Annotated in this window: 17 protein-coding genes; 12 read left to right on the top strand and 5 right to left on the bottom strand. The window is 64.9% G+C overall.

Annotation, left to right across the window (positions count from 1 at the left end):
• The first annotated feature begins 3 nt into the window (after window positions 1-3).
• The 3 genes from VKF82_09685 to mqnC are packed head-to-tail and all read left to right on the top strand — an operon-like array spanning window position 4 to window position 3,025.
• Window positions 4-1,089 carry a CofH family radical SAM protein gene (locus tag VKF82_09685; GenBank protein HME82334.1) on the top strand — a complete coding sequence of 362 codons (1,086 nt, stop codon included), beginning with the start codon at window positions 4-6 and terminating at the stop codon, window positions 1,087-1,089.
• Between the two features lie 3 nt (window positions 1,090-1,092).
• Window positions 1,093-1,950 carry a menaquinone biosynthesis protein gene (locus VKF82_09680; GenBank protein ID HME82333.1) on the top strand — a complete coding sequence of 286 codons (858 nt, stop codon included), beginning with the start codon at window positions 1,093-1,095 and terminating at the stop codon, window positions 1,948-1,950.
• Entirely contained in the window at window positions 1,943-3,025 is a 1,083-nt protein-coding gene (mqnC, locus tag VKF82_09675) for a cyclic dehypoxanthinyl futalosine synthase (GenBank protein HME82332.1), read from the top strand. Before VKF82_09680 ends, mqnC begins: the two co-directional genes overlap by 8 nt.
• Window positions 3,026-3,037: 12 nt before the next feature.
• Here mqnC and VKF82_09670 read toward each other — a convergent pair whose 3' ends face one another.
• From VKF82_09670 to mnmA, 5 genes are all read right to left on the bottom strand, one after another.
• A complete protein-coding gene (locus tag VKF82_09670) occupies window positions 3,038-3,613 on the bottom strand; it encodes a hypothetical protein (GenBank protein HME82331.1) in 576 nt (191 codons plus the stop codon).
• The gene (locus VKF82_09665) at window positions 3,610-4,188 is read right to left on the bottom strand and encodes a hypothetical protein (GenBank protein ID HME82330.1); all 579 of its coding nucleotides are present in this window, start codon (window positions 4,186-4,188) and stop codon (window positions 3,610-3,612) included. Before VKF82_09665 ends, VKF82_09670 begins: the two co-directional genes overlap by 4 nt.
• On the bottom strand, window positions 4,185-4,694 hold the full coding sequence (locus tag VKF82_09660) for a hypothetical protein (GenBank protein HME82329.1): 510 nt from the start codon (window positions 4,692-4,694) through the stop codon (window positions 4,185-4,187). The genes VKF82_09665 and VKF82_09660 overlap by 4 nt, the downstream gene beginning before the upstream one ends.
• Before the next feature lie 76 nt (window positions 4,695-4,770).
• Entirely contained in the window at window positions 4,771-5,817 is a 1,047-nt protein-coding gene (locus VKF82_09655; GenBank protein ID HME82328.1) for a redoxin family protein, read from the bottom strand.
• 10 nt (window positions 5,818-5,827) lie between these two features.
• Window positions 5,828-6,916 carry a tRNA 2-thiouridine(34) synthase MnmA gene (gene mnmA / locus VKF82_09650; protein HME82327.1) on the bottom strand — a complete coding sequence of 363 codons (1,089 nt, stop codon included), beginning with the start codon at window positions 6,914-6,916 and terminating at the stop codon, window positions 5,828-5,830.
• Between the two features lie 191 nt (window positions 6,917-7,107).
• Between mnmA and VKF82_09645 the strand changes: the two genes are divergently transcribed.
• The 9 genes from VKF82_09645 (at window position 7,108) to VKF82_09605 (ending at window position 15,818) form a co-directional block, all read left to right on the top strand.
• Window positions 7,108-7,944, top strand: coding sequence for a helix-turn-helix domain-containing protein (locus VKF82_09645; protein ID HME82326.1), 837 nt, complete (start codon window positions 7,108-7,110; stop codon window positions 7,942-7,944).
• Window positions 7,937-8,428, top strand: a complete 492-nt coding sequence (locus VKF82_09640) for a YajQ family cyclic di-GMP-binding protein (GenBank protein ID HME82325.1) — start codon at window positions 7,937-7,939, stop codon at window positions 8,426-8,428. The genes VKF82_09645 and VKF82_09640 overlap by 8 nt, the downstream gene beginning before the upstream one ends.
• Complete coding sequence (gene rimO / locus VKF82_09635) at window positions 8,428-9,843, top strand: 30S ribosomal protein S12 methylthiotransferase RimO (GenBank protein HME82324.1); 1,416 nt, start codon at window positions 8,428-8,430, stop codon at window positions 9,841-9,843. Before VKF82_09640 ends, rimO begins: the two co-directional genes overlap by 1 nt.
• Before the next feature lie 15 nt (window positions 9,844-9,858).
• The gene (locus VKF82_09630) at window positions 9,859-11,136 is read left to right on the top strand and encodes an LCP family protein (protein ID HME82323.1); all 1,278 of its coding nucleotides are present in this window, start codon (window positions 9,859-9,861) and stop codon (window positions 11,134-11,136) included.
• Between the two features lies 1 nt (window position 11,137).
• The gene (locus VKF82_09625) at window positions 11,138-11,977 is read left to right on the top strand and encodes a polysaccharide deacetylase family protein (protein HME82322.1); all 840 of its coding nucleotides are present in this window, start codon (window positions 11,138-11,140) and stop codon (window positions 11,975-11,977) included.
• Window positions 11,974-12,111 carry a hypothetical protein gene (locus VKF82_09620; GenBank protein HME82321.1) on the top strand — a complete coding sequence of 46 codons (138 nt, stop codon included), beginning with the start codon at window positions 11,974-11,976 and terminating at the stop codon, window positions 12,109-12,111. Before VKF82_09625 ends, VKF82_09620 begins: the two co-directional genes overlap by 4 nt.
• Window positions 12,112-12,154: 43 nt before the next feature.
• Window positions 12,155-12,463: a ribosome-associated translation inhibitor RaiA gene (gene raiA, locus VKF82_09615; protein HME82320.1), complete on the top strand. Its 309-nt coding sequence runs from the start codon at window positions 12,155-12,157 to the stop codon at window positions 12,461-12,463.
• Window positions 12,464-12,484: 21 nt separating this feature from the next.
• Complete coding sequence (gene secA, locus VKF82_09610) at window positions 12,485-15,196, top strand: preprotein translocase subunit SecA (GenBank protein HME82319.1); 2,712 nt, start codon at window positions 12,485-12,487, stop codon at window positions 15,194-15,196.
• 232 nt (window positions 15,197-15,428) lie between these two features.
• Window positions 15,429-15,818: a VOC family protein gene (locus tag VKF82_09605; GenBank protein HME82318.1), complete on the top strand. Its 390-nt coding sequence runs from the start codon at window positions 15,429-15,431 to the stop codon at window positions 15,816-15,818.
• The last annotated feature ends 143 nt before the right edge of the window (window positions 15,819-15,961 follow it).

Here is a 15,961-nt window from a genome sequence, read left to right as displayed (position 1 = left end):
ACGATGCCCGACACTCGTCTCTGTGCGATCGCGGACAAAGTGCGCGCGCACCAGCCGCTCGACCGCGCCGACGGCATGTACCTATTCACGCGTGCGCCGTTCCACGAGGTCGGCAAGCTCGCCCACGAGGTCCGGACCGCCAAGAACGGGCGGCGCGCGTACTACGTCTTCAAGCGCTATCTCAACACGACCAATGTCTGCTACGCGGACTGCAAGTTCTGCTCGTTCGCGGCGTGGGAGAAAGATCCGCGCGCGTATCGCTGGACCGCCGAGGAGATCCTCGATAAAGCGTGCGCCGAACCGGCGGATTACGACGAGCTGCATATCGTCGGCGGCCACGACCCCAAGCAGACCAGCCTCGAATTCTGGTTGCCCGTCATCGAGGCGATGCACGAGCGCATCCCGCAGGTCCAGTTGGCGCTGTTCACCGCAGCTGAGATCGACTACATGTGCAAGCGCGCGAAGTGCTCCTACGAGGAAGGCCTGACGCGCCTGCGCGACGCGGGCGTCACCTCGCTCAACGGCGGCGGCGCGGAGATCCTCGTCAAGCGCGTGCGCGACCTGGTCTGCCCGCGCAAGGCGACGGCCGAAGAGTGGCTGGAGGTGCATCGCGTCGCGCACCGCATCGGCATGAAGACGAATTGCACGATGCTGTACGGCCACGTCGAGACGCTCGAGGAGCGCGTCGAGCATCTCGCGCGCTTGCGCGAGCTGCAAGACGAGACCGGCGGTTTCAAATGCTTCGTGCCGCTCGCGTTCCATCCAGAGGAGAACGAGCTGCACGAGTACGGTTGGACCGGCGGCGTCGACGATTTGCGCACCATCGCCGTCTCGCGCCTCATGCTCGACAATATCGACCACATCAAGGCGTATTGGATATCCTACGGCATCAAGATGGCCCAGCTCGGCTTGAACTTCGGCGCGGACGACATCGACGGGCCGGTCAACAACGAGCAGCGCATCTATCGCGACGCGGGCAGCAAGACCGATCAGGGCACGCCGTTGTCGGACCTCAAGCGCGCGATCGAAGAGGCCGGCTTCGAGCCCACGCGGCGCAACCTGCTCTACCGCGTGCTCGAGCCTGCCTGAGCGATGTCCGACGAACGCCTCGTGCGCTGCGGGCGCATCAGTTACACCAACGATCTGCCGGTCTACGCAGCCTTCGATGCCGGCGCGCTCGCGTTCCCGGGTACGCTGCGCGCAGGCGTGCCGACCGAGCTGAACCGCTCGCTGCTGGACGGCTCGCTCGACATCAGCCCGATCTCTTCATTCTTCTATGCGCAGCACCCGCGCGAGCTGCAGATGCTGCCCGACGTCTGCATCGGCTCGCGGCGCGAGGTCGTGAGCATCTGCTGCATCAGCGCGCAGCCCATCCGTCGGCTCGACGGCACTGCCGTCGCCGTCACCAAGGACTCTGCCACCGGCCGGGCCCTGCTCGATATCATCTGCCGTGGCGCGCACGGTTTCGCCGTGCAGTACGTCGAGTCGGACGACCCGCTCGCGCACTATCGAGAAGGCGGCGCATGCTTGCTGATCGGCGATGCTGCGATCGACGCTTCTCTGACGGCGCCGCCCGAGCACGTGTATGACCTCGGTCTGCTGTGGCATGAGATGACGGGCGCCGACATGGTGTACGCGGTGTGGGCGGCCCCCGCGGAGTTCATCAGGAAGCATCCGCGCGACGTGTCGAAGGTGTTGAGCGCGCTGCGCGGCTCGCTCAGCTGGAGTGCGGATCATATGGGGCAAGTCGTCCGAATGGCGCAGGCGTCGCATGCACGGCCGCCCGGATTTTACGAATCGTACTATAAGACGCTGAACTATTCGTTTGACGACGACGCGTGGAACGGTCTGAAGACGTTCGTCTCGCTGGCGGCCGCGCTCGGCGTGCTCGATATCGAATCGATGGAACTTCGCGCTCCGGCGGCCCGCCAGGTGCTCTACCATGTCTGACGTCGACGTCCTGCTCGAGCGCGCCGCGAACGGCGGCCGCCTCTCGCTCGACGAAGGCATCGCGCTCTATCGCGAGGCGCCTCTGCACGATCTCGGCGCGGCAGCCCACCGCCGGCGCACCCAGCTGCATCCGGGCGACGAAGTCTCGTACGTGATCGACACGACGATCAACTACACGAACATCTGCGACGTGCACTGCACGTTCTGCGCGTTCTTCCGCCCAGAGGGCCACGCTGAAGGCTACACGATGACGCGCGAGCAGGTGCTTGAGCGCGTGCGCTGGGCCGTCGATCAAGGCGCCACTCAGATCATGATCCAGGGCGGCGTCAATCCGGAACTGCCGATCGCGTACTACGTCGATCTGTTCCGCGCGGTCGGACAGCGCTTTCCAGGGGCGGACATCCACTCGCTCTCGACCAGCGAGATCTGCGGCATCGCCAAGCGCGAACAGATGTCGATCGAAGACGTGCTGGTCATGCTGCGCGCGGCGGGCTTGAAGTCGCTGCCGGGCGCCGGCGCGGAGATCCTGGTCGACCGCGTGCGCAAACGCATTTCTGCGCGCAAGATCGACGACGACCGCTGGATCGAGGTCATGCGCGTCGCCCAGCGCCTCGGCATGCCGACGACCGCCACCATGATGTTCGGCTCGGTCGAGACCGACGCCGAGCGCATCCAGCATCTCGACGTCATCCGCCGTCTGCAGGACGAGATGGGCGGCTTCACCGCCTTCATTCCATGGTACTACGTGCCGTTCAAGACGCCGCTCAAAGGCAAAGAGGCCACGGGGCTCGAGTACCTGCGCGTGCTCGCGATCAGCCGCCTGTACCTGGACAACGTGCCGCACCTGCAGTCGTCATGGCTCACGCCAGGACTCAAGCTCGGGCAGCTCGGGTTGATGTTCGGCTGCGACGACATGGGCGGAACGATCCTCGAGGAGAAGGTCGTGACGCTGGCTGGCAGCACCAATACCGCCAATCGGGCGGAACTGGAGCGCGCGATCCGCCAGCTGGGCTACAAGCCCGTCGTGCGCGACACGTACTTCAACAAGCGCGACTTCGCGCTCGCGACCGCCTGACGCAAGCGCCCGCTATCGCAGGGCGGCGTTTGCTTTGAAGAATTCCACCAGCGAGGCAAGCGGCGCCGGCAGCGGCACCCGTCCGATGACCGCGGTGACGAAGTCGTCGCGGTTGGCGTGCGGTGCGAGCGCCGCGACGCGCCGGGCCAATTCGCGCAGATTGATCTCGGTCGAGTAGCCGGCGTCGGGCCCCAGCGACTGGCGGAAGTTGAACGAATCCGCCATGATGTACAGCAGCTCGCCCGGTCCGGCGGTGCGCAGCGCGAAGACCAGCGACGCTCCTTCTGACGACAGCGGCGGACCGGGATTGCGAAAACGGCGTGCCGGCCCAAGCGGGTTCGTCGTCGCGCCCATGATGAGGCTGCCGAGGCTGTGGCGCTCGGCATCCAGCGAGATCATCTCCGTGCGGATGCTCGCGCCGCACAGTCCGACGATCTGATCCGCAGGGATCTCGCGCTCACCGCCGTCGGAGAACCAGACGCAAAGCGCCTTGGCGTCAGAGCGGATCTCGACGCTTGCCAGCCGGGCGTGCGGCGGCATCTCGACGCTGAGCTCGCCGCTTTCGCGCTGACGCGATTCGTCGCTCACATCAGATCCTTGCCTACGGTTTTGAAGAACTCGATCAGCGAATTGATCGGCGGCGGCAACTGCGTGCCGCCGAGCACCGCCGCGAAGAACCCGTCCTGCGTGGCGTGCGGCGCGAAAGCCGCGAGGCGGCGCACGAGCGCCCGTAAGTTGATCTCGGTCGCATAGCCGGCATCAGGCCCGAGCGCTTTGCGGAAATTGAACGAATCCGCCAGCAGGTACCACAGCTCGCCGACGCCGGCCGCGCGCAGCGCGATCGCGAAGTGCATGACGTCTTTGGTCGCGATCAGCTCGCCGGTCGCGCTGCTCACCGCGGCCCCGGTGCTGCCCGCGACGGTCTCCGCGACGAAGACCTGGCCGCCGCTGATCTTGCGCGGGCTGCTGACGACTTGTTCGTGGCGGATGCGCGCGCCGTGCAGCGCGATGATGTCATCGGGCTTCACCACGCGCTCGCCGCCATCGGAGAACAGGACGCGCATGGTGCCGCCCGCGTCATCGAAGACAAGGCCCGCCAGGCGCGCGTTGGGCGGGAGCTTGATGCCGAACTCTTCGGCTTCGGGGGGCTGCACGTCGCTCATAGGGACCACGGCTCGGACACGAAGTTGTCGATATGCTGGCCGGTATACAAACCAGAGACTTTCGCGTTGGTCACCGCTTCGAGGAACTGCAATCCCTGCGCATCGGCGAGATTGACGCTCACGACGTTGAAAGGCGCCTCCGGATCGTTGGCGTTCGCAGCTGCAAGCTCGTACATCACATGACCGGTCTCGTCATAGTAGTCCTTGGTGCGCGTGTCCATGTCTCCGACGATGACGTCATACGCGTCGCGGTGCCCCTTCGCGCCGGTGCCGTGAAGCGCTTTCAACAATTGGTCCTCGGGCATGCCCAGATGCACGCCATGGGCGCCGACGTAGGACGGGTCGCTCGCGATCGTCACCGTGATGACCTTATCGCCTTTGAGCGCCGCCTGCCCGAAGGGGAATGCGAGGATGTCGGCCTGAATGCCGCCGGGCAGCGCGAACGGCAGCGAGCTCGATGGTTTTCCCAGCAAAGCCTCGAGCTGGCCGAGGCTGATGCCGGGCACGACGCCCGGTTTGTACGTCGACGGCGGCTTGGACGTGCAGCCGGCAGCCGCCAGGCTCAGCGCGAGCAGACCGGCGCTAGCGGTCCGCGCCCACCTCGCACGCTTCGAAATCGAACGTATAGACGCCGAGACCCGGATGGGCGGGCCGCAGTTCGAGGTCATGGTGGCCGAAGTGTTTGTTCATCACGAGGTCATATTCCCGCGCTTGGTCGACCAGCACGAAAGCTCGCCCGCCGGCGTCGAAACGGACGTCCGATCCGGCGTCTGCCCGAGCCAGCGGCGCGCCGTCTTGCAGCACGAACAACGGAATCGGGCCTTGTCCGTTCGGCGCCAGAACCGCGACGACTTGGATCGCCTGATAGCCGATCGCGACATGCGAGGGCGCTGGCGCCCCCGGGGCGTTGACCATGGCCTCGCCCGATTGGAACCACGGCCCCGCAAGATAGGCACGTCCGTCTTCGTGCGGTGGTGAATCGACATAGGTGACGGTGCCGCGTGCCGGATAGCCTTGTGCGTTGCCGAGCACGCCGTCGCCGCGCCAATCGCCGACGTACATCTCGGGCGTGTGGCGGTAGCACACGGCGCCGGGTTTGCTGTAGCGGTCTTGCGCCAGGTAATCCATCGGCGCGGGAAAATCCGCGCGCGGATGCTCCGCGCGCAGCGCCTGCTGGATGTGCGATTCCATGACCGGATAGTCGCCTTCGCCTTCATGGTCGGCGACGAGTTTGCCGTGCTGATCGTAGAGCAGTTCGTGCGGCCATGCATCGTTGCCATAGCGGTCCCAGATCTCGTGTCGGCCGTCGATCGCGACCGGCCACGTGATGCCAAGCCGCTTGACGGCGGCAGCGACATTGCTCGGCTCACCCGAGAACGCAAACTCAGGCGTCTGGACGCCGACGATGGTGAAGCCGTACTTCGCGTAACGCTGGTACCACGCGCGCTCGTATGGGATGGTCTTGAGACAGTTGACGCACGTGTATTCCCAAAAGTCTACGAGCACGACTTTGCCGGCGAGCGTCGCCGGCGTCAGCGGCGGCGAGTTCAGCCAGCCGCTAGCGCCGTCGAAAGGCAGCAGCGACGCGTAGGCCGCCGCCGCGAACGCAACCATCGCTCCGACGATCATGATGATAGAGTTACGAGACGGCGGCCGTTACGGTTGTGTCGTCCGGCTCGATGATGCCCGAGGCGAGCACTTCTTCGTCGCTGGGGTCGTACAACACGAGCAGCTGGCCAGGGGACACGATGCTCACTGGCTCGTCGAGCTCAACCACCATGGCGCCGCCGCTCAGATGGGCCGTGGCGCCCACCGGTGCGCTGCGGTAGCGGCACACCGCCACGCCGCGCGCGCCGCCCGAAGCAAACGCATCCGGCGCGATCACGTTCGCTGCGCTGCACACGATCGTGCGGCGTGCGAGGTCCTCGCGCCGTCCGATGACCACCGCGTTCTCGGCCACGAGCGTGCGCACGACGTACCAGGGCCCGTCGCCCTGACCAGCGGTCGGTATGCCCTTGCGCTGTCCGACCGTATAGGCGAGCAAGCCCTCGTGTCGGCCGACGGTGCGCCCGTCGACCGTCATGATCGGCCCGGGTCGCGCCGCGTCAGGGAAGCGGCGCAGGATGAAACCGCGGTAATCGCTGTCCACGAAGCACAGATCCATCGAGTCCGGCTTGTCGCCTACCCCGAGGTCCAACTCGCGTGCCAGCGCGCGAGTTGCTTCCTTTGTATACTCGCCCAGCGGAGCGACGATAGCACCCAGCTGCTCGGGGCGCAGACCCGCCAGCATGTAGGATTGATCCTTGGAACGATCCAGCGCGCGCAGCAGGCGCGGGCCGCTTTCGGACGGACGGATGCGGACGTAGTGGCCGGTGATCATGGTGGCCGCGCCGAGCGCGCGCGCGAAGTCGAGCAGCGCGCCGAACTTCACCAGATTGTTGCAGGCCACGCACGGATTGGGCGTTCGTCCCTCGAGGTATTCGCGGGTGAAATAGTCCAGCACGGCCGCTTCGAAAGCAGCCTCGAAATTGACGACGTAATGGGAGATCCCGGCCCGCGCGGCCGCGCGGCGGGCGTCCTCGTAGGCGGTCGGGCCGCAGCACTGCCGGACCTTTTCGGACAACTCCCCTGCCCCCGGGCTCCACAGGCGCATCGTCACGCCGACGGCCTGTGCGCCGCCGCCGACCGCGAGGGCGGTCGCGACCGCGCTATCCACCCCGCCGCTCATCGCGGCAAGCGCAAAGCCGGCCGGCCAGCGGCCGGTTAAGGTTTGGTAATGCTCAGATGCCGGAAGCGTCGATATCGTCATCTACGTCACAGAGGGAGGGGTGCGATTGCTCTCCAATTCTCTGCAACGGGCCAGTCCCCATCCATTTCGTCCTTTTCCTACTCCGCTCGCTTAGCGACCGGAAGGGTGCGATGTCCGGTTTAGGTCAGCAAATAGCCGATGCGCGCGAACAGCGCGGCATGACGGCCGTGCAAGCAGCCCGGCAGCTGCACCTGCGCGCGGAGTTCATCGACGCGATCGAGTCCGAAGATTGGCGGCGCCTCGGGCCGCCGAGCTACGCGCGCGGCTTTATCCGCAACTACGCCAAGCTCGTCGGGCTTGACCCGGCTGCGATCGCCGATCAGATCGACGCCGCCATTCCCGTGCAGACACCATCCGTGCCGCAGGAGCAACAGCAGCCGCCCGAGGTGTCTGCGCTCATCGAACCGGAGCCGCTGACATTCCGCTCGCAACGCGCGGAAACGCCTCGAGCCGCATGGTACCCTTGGCTGCTAAGCGCTATGAGCGCGCTCGCGGTGCTGCTCGTGGTCGCGGTGCTCTACTACACGTTCGGACCCGCGCCGCGCGAACAAGCGCAAAGCGGCGCGCAGAACAGCGCGCAGATCTCAGCGCAAGACAACACATCGCCATCGCCGGCCCCGCAAGACGAGGCGATCTTCAACGGCGGCGACGCGGGTGCGGCCAATGGGGCGAAGCAAGCCGGTGTGAATCTGCAGCTGCAACTCACGCAGGACAGCTGGCTGTCGGTCACCGTCGACGGCAAGCGCGTGGTCTACGAGACGCTGCCGGCCGGCACGGTGCGCGATTTCCACGGCGTGCATGAGATCACGCTGCGCGCAGGCAACGCCGGCGGCGTGAACGCCACCATCGACGGCAAGCCGATCGGCACGCTGGGACAGCATGGACAAGTGGAAGAGCGCAAGTTCGCGGCCGAGGATCCCACGCTGACGACCGGGCCGCGTGAGTAGCGAATTCTCCTTCGACATCGTGTCACGGGTGGAAAAGCAAAGCCTCGCCGATGCAGTGGCCCAAGCGCAGCGCGAGATCGCGACGCGCTTCGATTTTCGCAATTCGAAGTCGAGCATCGAGCTGGGTGAGATGAAGATCACGATCATCGCCGACGACGAGCTCAAGCTCAAGAACGTCGTGGACATCTTGCAGGGCAAGTGCGTCAAACGGGGCGTGTCTTTGAAGGCGTTCAAGTACGGCACGCCCGAACCGGCATCGCAAGGGACGCTGCGCCAGACGATCACGGTCGAACAAGGCATCGCGACCGAGCGGGCCAAGCAGCTCACCGAGGCGATCAAACAAGCCAAACTTAAAGTGACGACGCGCATCCAAGACGAACAACTCCGGGTGACCGGCAAGTCCAAGGACGATCTGCAGAAGGTGATCGAGCTGGTGAAGGCCATGCCGCTCGACTTTGCCGTCCAATTCGTGAACTATCGCTGATGCGACGCGTTGACGCCGGCGCGCCGCGACGCGCCGTGCCTCGCCGTGCGTTCCTGGCAAGCCTGGGCTGCGCCAAGAACCTCATCGACAGCGAAGTGATGCTCGGCCGTCTGGCCGGCCAGGGTTGGGAGATCACCGCGCGCGCCGCCGACGCGGACGCGGTCATCGTCAACACGTGCGCGTTCATCGACCCGGCGAAAGCCGAATCCACCGACACGATCCTCGAATATGCGGCCGCCAAGCGCGACGGCCAGCGGCTTATAGTCGCGGGGTGTCTTGCACAGCGCTACGGCGCCCAACTGCGCGAACTGATTCCCGAGATCGACGCCGTCGTCGGTACCGGAGCCTTTCCGAAAATCCCCGAGATCATCGCAGAAGTGGAAGCGGGGCTGCGGCCGTTGCACCTCGAGGACCGCGACGCCTACGTCGAGCGCTTGGGCTTCTTGCCGAGGGTCGTCACCACGCCGCGCGCCAGCGCGTATCTCAAGATCTCCGAGGGATGCAATCACACCTGCTCGTTCTGCATCATCCCGCAGCTTCGCGGTGTGGGCAAGAGCCGCACGATTCCGTCGCTCGTCGAAGAGGCGCGTGCCCTCGCGGAGGGCGGCGTCAAAGAGCTCATCCTCGTGGCGCAAGACTCGTCGGACTACGGGCGCGACATCGGGCTGCGCGACGGACTGGCGCGGCTCATCGAGGCGCTCGAAGACGTCGACGGCATCTGCTGGATCCGTATTCTCTACCTCTATCCGACTTCGGTCACGCCGGCGATCATCGCCGCCATGCGCGCGTCGTCGAAGGTGGTCCCATACGTCGACATGCCGCTGCAGCACGCGCACCCCGAAATCCTCAAGGCGATGCACCGGCCGCCGCAGCCGCAGCGGTATCTCGAACTGTTCGCGGCGCTGCGCGAAGCGCTGCCGGCGGCGACCATCCGCAGCACCTTCATCGTCGGTTTTCCCAGCGAATCCGAAGCGCATTTTCATTATCTTCTCACGTTTCTCGAAAGCGCGCGCCTCGATCGCGTCGGGTTTTTCCCGTACTCGAGAGAAGAGGGCACCGATGCGTACGAGCGCGAGGGCCAGGTGGCCGAGCGCGTCAAGCGTCGCCGGCTCGCGCTCGCGCGGGAGACGCAGCGGCGCATCAGCGCCCGCGTCAACTCGAGCCGGGTAGGCGAACGCTTGGACGTCTTGATCGAGGGTAAGCGACTGGTAGCGGCGTCGTCGCCGTTGCGCGGGCTCGTCGGCGAGCGGCTCGCGCATGTGGGAAGGTCGCAGCGCGAGGCCCCGGGCGTGGATGGCTTGGTCTACCTGTCCGGCGAACATACGGTAGGAGACTTCGTCGAGGCGACCATCGTCGGCCACACCGATTTCGACCGCGTCGCCCGCCAGCTCAGTCCCGTGCCCTCACCCGCATAAGAAACCGGAGCACCGTTGTCCGACCAGTTCGTCAGTCCACCGAGTCAACAGCCGCCGTCGGCCGTCAGCGCGCCGCCGCCTGCGCGCCCGGGTAGGGTGTTCTTGTGGAGTCTGCTCGCTCTTATCGCAGTGGCCGGCGCGATATCTTTCGGGGTGTACGTGAAGCACAAGCACGGCCTGCAAAACGCGCTGGCCGAGCTCAATCTCGCCCAGCCCGATCTGACTGAGATCTTCGGCAAGCCGAAGCTGCGCGTGCTGGTGATGGGCGTCGACGAGAACTGGACTCAAGGCGACGAGATGTACACCAGCTCCTCGCGCTCGGACACGATGCTGGCCGTCAACGTCGACCTCGCTTCGCACCAGGTCGGCATCGTCTCGATCCCGCGCGACTTGTGGGTCCACATACCCAAGAGCGGTTACGGCAAGATCAATGAGGCGATCGCCGACGCGGGCCCGCTGCGCTCGGAGAAGACGGTCGTCGACAACCTGAATTTCCCACCCTTCGACAACTACGTGGTCTTGAAGATCGACGCGACCAAGAATTTGGTAGACGCGATCGGCGGTCTCGACGTCGACGTCGAGAAAGACATGGACTACGACGACAGCTGGGGCCACCTGCACATCCATCTGAAGAAGGGCCCGCAGCATCTCAACGGCGAGCAGACCGTCGGCTACATCCGCTTCCGCCACGACCCCGAAGGCGATTTCGGCCGCATGCGGCGGCAGCGCCAGGTCATCGGGGATCTCGTCAAGCGCATGAAGGATCCGGCGATCTTCGCCAAGCTTCCCTCGCTCATCGGCCTGGTGCAGGCGAACGTGCGTACCGATCTGAGCTACGACAAGCTGTTCTACCTCGCGTTGGCGCTGCGCGATGAGACGCCGGCGATGGTGCACACCGCGCAACTGCCGGTGCTCGAGGGCTTCACCGACGGCGAGTCCGTGCTGTTCTACGACGCCGCGAACGGCCGCCCGGTCGTGCAGAAGTATATCGTCGCGGGCTTCGGCAACGAATTCGATCCGTCCACGGTGCACGTGATCGTGCACAACGGCTCGGGCCAACCCGGGGCAGCATCAGCGCTCGCCGATTACCTGCGCCAACGCGGCTTCAACGTCGTCTCGACCGGCAACGCGTCGAGCTTCGACAACCCGAAGACCAGGGTCACCGGCGTCGACAAGAACGTCGCTGGGGAAGTCGCGAAACGCCTCCCGGTCAAAGACGCCGACGTCACGACCGGCACGGTCGACGGCGGCGACATCGAGATCGTCATCGGGCGGGACTTCCGCGCGCAATAGCGTGACCACCGGAGAATCTCAAGGACGCCGCATCGCGTTCGCGATCGCGGGCCTCATCCTCGTGTTGCTCGCGGTCATCGGCCTACGCCGCTGGGCGCATCACGCCCAACTCGAACTGATCCCTGTCATCGTGCCGCCCGCGATGCCGAGCGCGACCGTGCTCGACCCGCCGCTCGTCGCGATTGCGCAGCGCATGATGCTGGACGTGCGCGAATCGCTCTCGCCACCGCGGCGGCCGCGGTATGCGGTGCTGACGTTTGACGACGGCCCCTATCCCGTGGCGACCCCGGCATTGCTCGCGCAGTTGCACAGGTTGGATGTGCCCGCAGTCTTCTTCCTGATCGGCCGTGACACGATCGAGCAGCCTGCGCTTGCGGAGCGCATCGCCGCAGGATGGACCGAGATCGGCAACCACACCTCGACCCACCCTGAAATGGCGACGCTCGCGTTTGATGCGCAGTCGCGCGAAGTGGCGGACGGCGCAGCTCAGATCGAGCGGGTGACCGGCGGCCACATCGTGTACTTCCGCCCGCCGCACGGCAACTTCAACGCCGCCACGGTCGGCGCAGCGCGCGGCCAGGGCGAGACCGTCGCGCTCTGGGATGTCGATCCGGGCGATTGGAGACACGTGACGGCACAGTTCGTCGTCGACAATGTGACCACGCACGCGCGCTCGCCCGCCGTCTTTCTCCTGCACAACGGCTCGACCGCGACGATCGACGCCCTGCCGCAGATCGTCGCCGCCTACCGGCGCGCGGGATTCGAGTTCGTCACCCTCTCGCAGCTGCAGCAGCGCATGCCGCTCGACCAGATCAACGACCCGGTCGCGGTGTCCTTGTGAAGCGTCAGATCATCAAGACGCGTCCGCAGCGGCCGTACGTCGTCGCCCGGATCGCGTTCATCGTGGCGGCCCTCGCGGCTGCGGGCTTTGCGCTGTACGAGCTCGCGCTGCGGGCAGGACTTCATTTTCACTGACCGAAATGCGAAATGACACACCATACCCTCGAAGCCGGCGGCGATGAAGATCTACATCAGAGGCAGGAACGTACGGGTCACAGGTGAGCTTCGAGAGCATGTCCAGCGGCAGCTCGAACGCCTGTCACGCCACTACGACCGCATCCTCGAGGCCCACGTGACGCTGCGCGCGGAGCGCGAGCTGCGGATCGTCGGCGTGACGCTCCATCTGCCGCATCGGCTGGTCAAAGCCGAAGAGCGCAGCAAGGGCATCGACGCAGCGATCGACCTGGTGCGCGACCGGCTCGAGCATCAGATCCAAAAAGTCAAGACGCGCAAGCTCGACAAACGCCACGCCGCGCCTGCCGTCTAGTCCCGAAGGTAGCGCACTCCATTGTCACTGTTCTCAACGGTAAAGTCGTGGGTCGACGGAAACGACCGCGAAGTCGCCCGGTTGCGCCGCAACGTGGGCCGCATCAACGCGTTCGAACCTGACCTGGTCGTGCTCAGCGACGAGCAGCTGGCGGCCAAGACGCCCGAGCTGCGCGAGCGCTTGGCAAATGGCGCCACGCTCGACGAATTGCTGCCCGAGGCGTTCGCGCTCGCGCGCGAGGCCGGCCGGCGCACGTTGAACATGCGCCACTTCGACGTCCAGCTGATCGGCGGCATGGTGCTGCACGAAGGCAAGGTCGCCGAGATGCGCACCGGTGAGGGCAAGACGCTGGTCGCCACGCTGGCCGTCTATCTCAACGCGCTGATGGGCAAAGGCGTCCACGTCGTCACCGTCAACGATTACCTCGCCAAGCGCGACGCCGAATGGATGGGACCGATCTATCGCGCGCTCGGACTGACCGTCGGCGTGATCCAGCACTTCATGCCGCCGCCCGAACGCCGCGAAGCGTACGCGTGTGACGTCACCTACGTGACCAACAACGAGGCCGGCTTCGACTATCTGCGCGACAACATGGCGCCGCACATCGACTACTGCGTCCAGCGCGAGCTGTGGTACGCTATCGTGGACGAAGTCGACTCGATCCTCATCGACGAAGCGCGCACGCCCTTGATCATCAGCGGATCGCCCGAAGCCGTGCTCGGGCCCGGCTATCACGATCCGTCGCATCTGTATGAGCGTTTCGCGCGCCAGATCATGCCGCAGCTGGTGAAGGACGAAGACTATACCGTCGACGAGAAGATGCACGCCGTGCCCATCACCGAAAAAGGCGTGGCCAAAGTCGAGCGGCTGCTCGCACTTCAGAACCTCTACGATCCGGCGAACTTGGAGTCGGCCCATCAGCTGCAAGCCGCGCTCAAGGCCAAAGAGCTGTTCCGCAAGGACGAGCAGTACGTCGTCAAAGATGGCGAGATCATCATCGTCGACGAGTTCACCGGCCGGTTGATGTACGGGCGCCGCTACTCCGACGGCATCCATCAGGCGATCGAGGCCAAAGAAGGCATCAAGGTCAAGAGCGAAGACCAGACGCTCGCCACGATCACCTTCCAGAACTATTTCCGCCTCTATAAGAAGTTGGCGGGCATGACTGGCACTGCCAAGACCGAGGAGCGCGAGTTTCGCGAGATCTACGGGCTGGACGTCATCTCGATCCCGACCAACGTCGGCGTGCGCCGTAAAGACTTCGACGACGTCGTCTACAACCACGAAGACGGCAAGTACCGCGCAGTGATCAACGAGATCATCGAGATGCACGAGGCAGGGCGGCCGGTGCTCGTCGGCACGCGCTCGATCGAGAAGTCTGAGCGACTGTCGGGCATGCTCTCCAAGCGCGGCATCGAGCACAATGTGCTCAACGCGAAGTACCACGAAAAAGAAGCCGAGATCATCAAGGACGCCGGCTTGTACGGTAAGGTGACGATCGCGACCAACATGGCCGGGCGCGGCGTCGACATCAAGCTCGGCGAAGGCGTGCCCGACCTTGGCGGGCTGCACATCATCGGCACCGAGCGCCACGAGTCGCGGCGCATCGACAACCAGCTGCGCGGCCGCTCCGGCCGCCAGGGCGACATGGGCTCGTCGCGCTTCTACAGCGCGCTCGACGACGAGCTGATGCGAATCTTCGGGGGCGAGCGCATCCGGGGCATCATGGAGCGTTTCAAGATCGACGACGACACGCCGATCGAGGCCGGCATCCTCACCGCGAGCATCGAGCGCGCGCAGAAGAAGGTCGAAGCGCACCACTACGAAGCGCGCAAGCACGTGCTTGAATATGACGACGTCATGAACAAGCAGCGCACGGTGATCTACGCGGAGCGCCGCTCGGTGCTCGAAGGCCAAGACCTGCGGCCGTCGCTCGCCTCGATGTTCGAAGCCAAGGCGCGCCAGATCGTCGAGGCCAACTGCCCGGACAGCGTGCACCCGCACGAGTGGGATCGCGAAGCGATCATCAAGGAACTCGACGCCGTGCTGCGGGGTTTCGCCAAGCGCGTGGACGTCGCGCAGATCGACAAGTTCTCCAAGGATGAGATGGTCGAGTTCTTGGCGGCTCAGGCCGACCAGATGTACACCGAAAAAGAAGAGCGCTTCGTCGAGCGCTACAAGGGGCAATTGGACGAGAAGGGCCTGCGCGACGGTTTGCGCACGCTCGAGCGCGGCACGATGCTGCAGATCATCGACCGTCTGTGGATCGACCACCTGTACACGATGGACAGCCTCAAGCAGGGCATCGGACTGCGCGGCTGGGGGCAAAAAGATCCACGGGTCGAGTACGAGCGCGAGGCGTTTGACCTGTTCGAGGACCTCAAGGCGAGCATCCAAGAAGAGTTCCTCGGCGCGATGTGCCAAGGCGAAGACTTCCACCTGGTCGTGCAGCAGCCGCCGCAAGCGCCGCCGACGCAACAGCTGACGGAATCACACCCCGATGGCGCGCCGTTCGAGGCGCCCGCGCCAAACGGCCACGCGCAGCAAAACCGGCCCTCAGTGCCGCTCGACGCGCGCGCCGCGCGCCGCTTCGATCAGCTGCACACCAACCGGGATGATGCGGGAGGCCCGGCTCCGGTGCGCAAGGCTGAAGCCAAGGTTGGACGCAACGACCCGTGTCCGTGCGGCTCAGGCAAGAAGTATAAGAAGTGCCACGGCGTTAACGCCGCGTAAAAAAAGAGTCGTGCCCGGCTGTTTTGGGACACAAGCCCTACGTCATTGCAAAATCGAATCGTACATTCCATCGCTGAGGCCCTCGCGCTGCTCGTGTCGGATCGCGCGAAGTTCATAACCGGGGCGAACTACCGTGTCGATGGTGGAATGACGGGGCCTGACGAATGTGCAGAAAGCTCGCATCATCCGCGCGTACCGGCCGCGACTTGATGCGTTACGAAGAGGTATGGACGTGAAAGTACAACTTGGCGCGGTCTGGCATTTCAGCCTTGCCGTCATAGACCCGGAGAAGAGCGCGCAGTTTTGGACCAACAACTTCGATCTGCACGAAATGTTCCGGTCCGATGAGGCCATCGCGCTGACGAACGACGCAATTATCATCGGGTTCTTCAAAGGCACACCACATCCGGACACGATTGACCACATGTCGTTTTACCTCGACAGTATGCGCGCGCTACACGAAGCGCTCGAGATGCTGAAAAAAAACGGCGTAGAACTGGAAGATCCCGGCAACGAGATCGGCCCTACATCGCCGGGCTCGCCGCATATGGGCCTGTGGTTTCAAGATCCGGACGGGTATCGCTGGGAGCTCTCGGTTCAGAACGGTGCCCGCGAGCGCTAACCGCTTGCCGAGCGCCCGCAAAACGACGGAATCGCCCGGCAGTGGCTCGAAAAGGACGGTCATATGGGGGTATCGCTTAGAGCCTATGAATGGCTGTATGGTAGACGTACTTTAGCGTAAGGAGTAACATGAAGCGTTTGGGG

The sequence above is a fragment of the Candidatus Eremiobacteraceae bacterium genome, assembly GCA_035314825.1.
Lineage (GTDB): Bacteria > Vulcanimicrobiota > Vulcanimicrobiia > Eremiobacterales > Eremiobacteraceae > JAFAHD01.
This window is presented reverse-complemented; position numbering and strand designations above follow the sequence as displayed.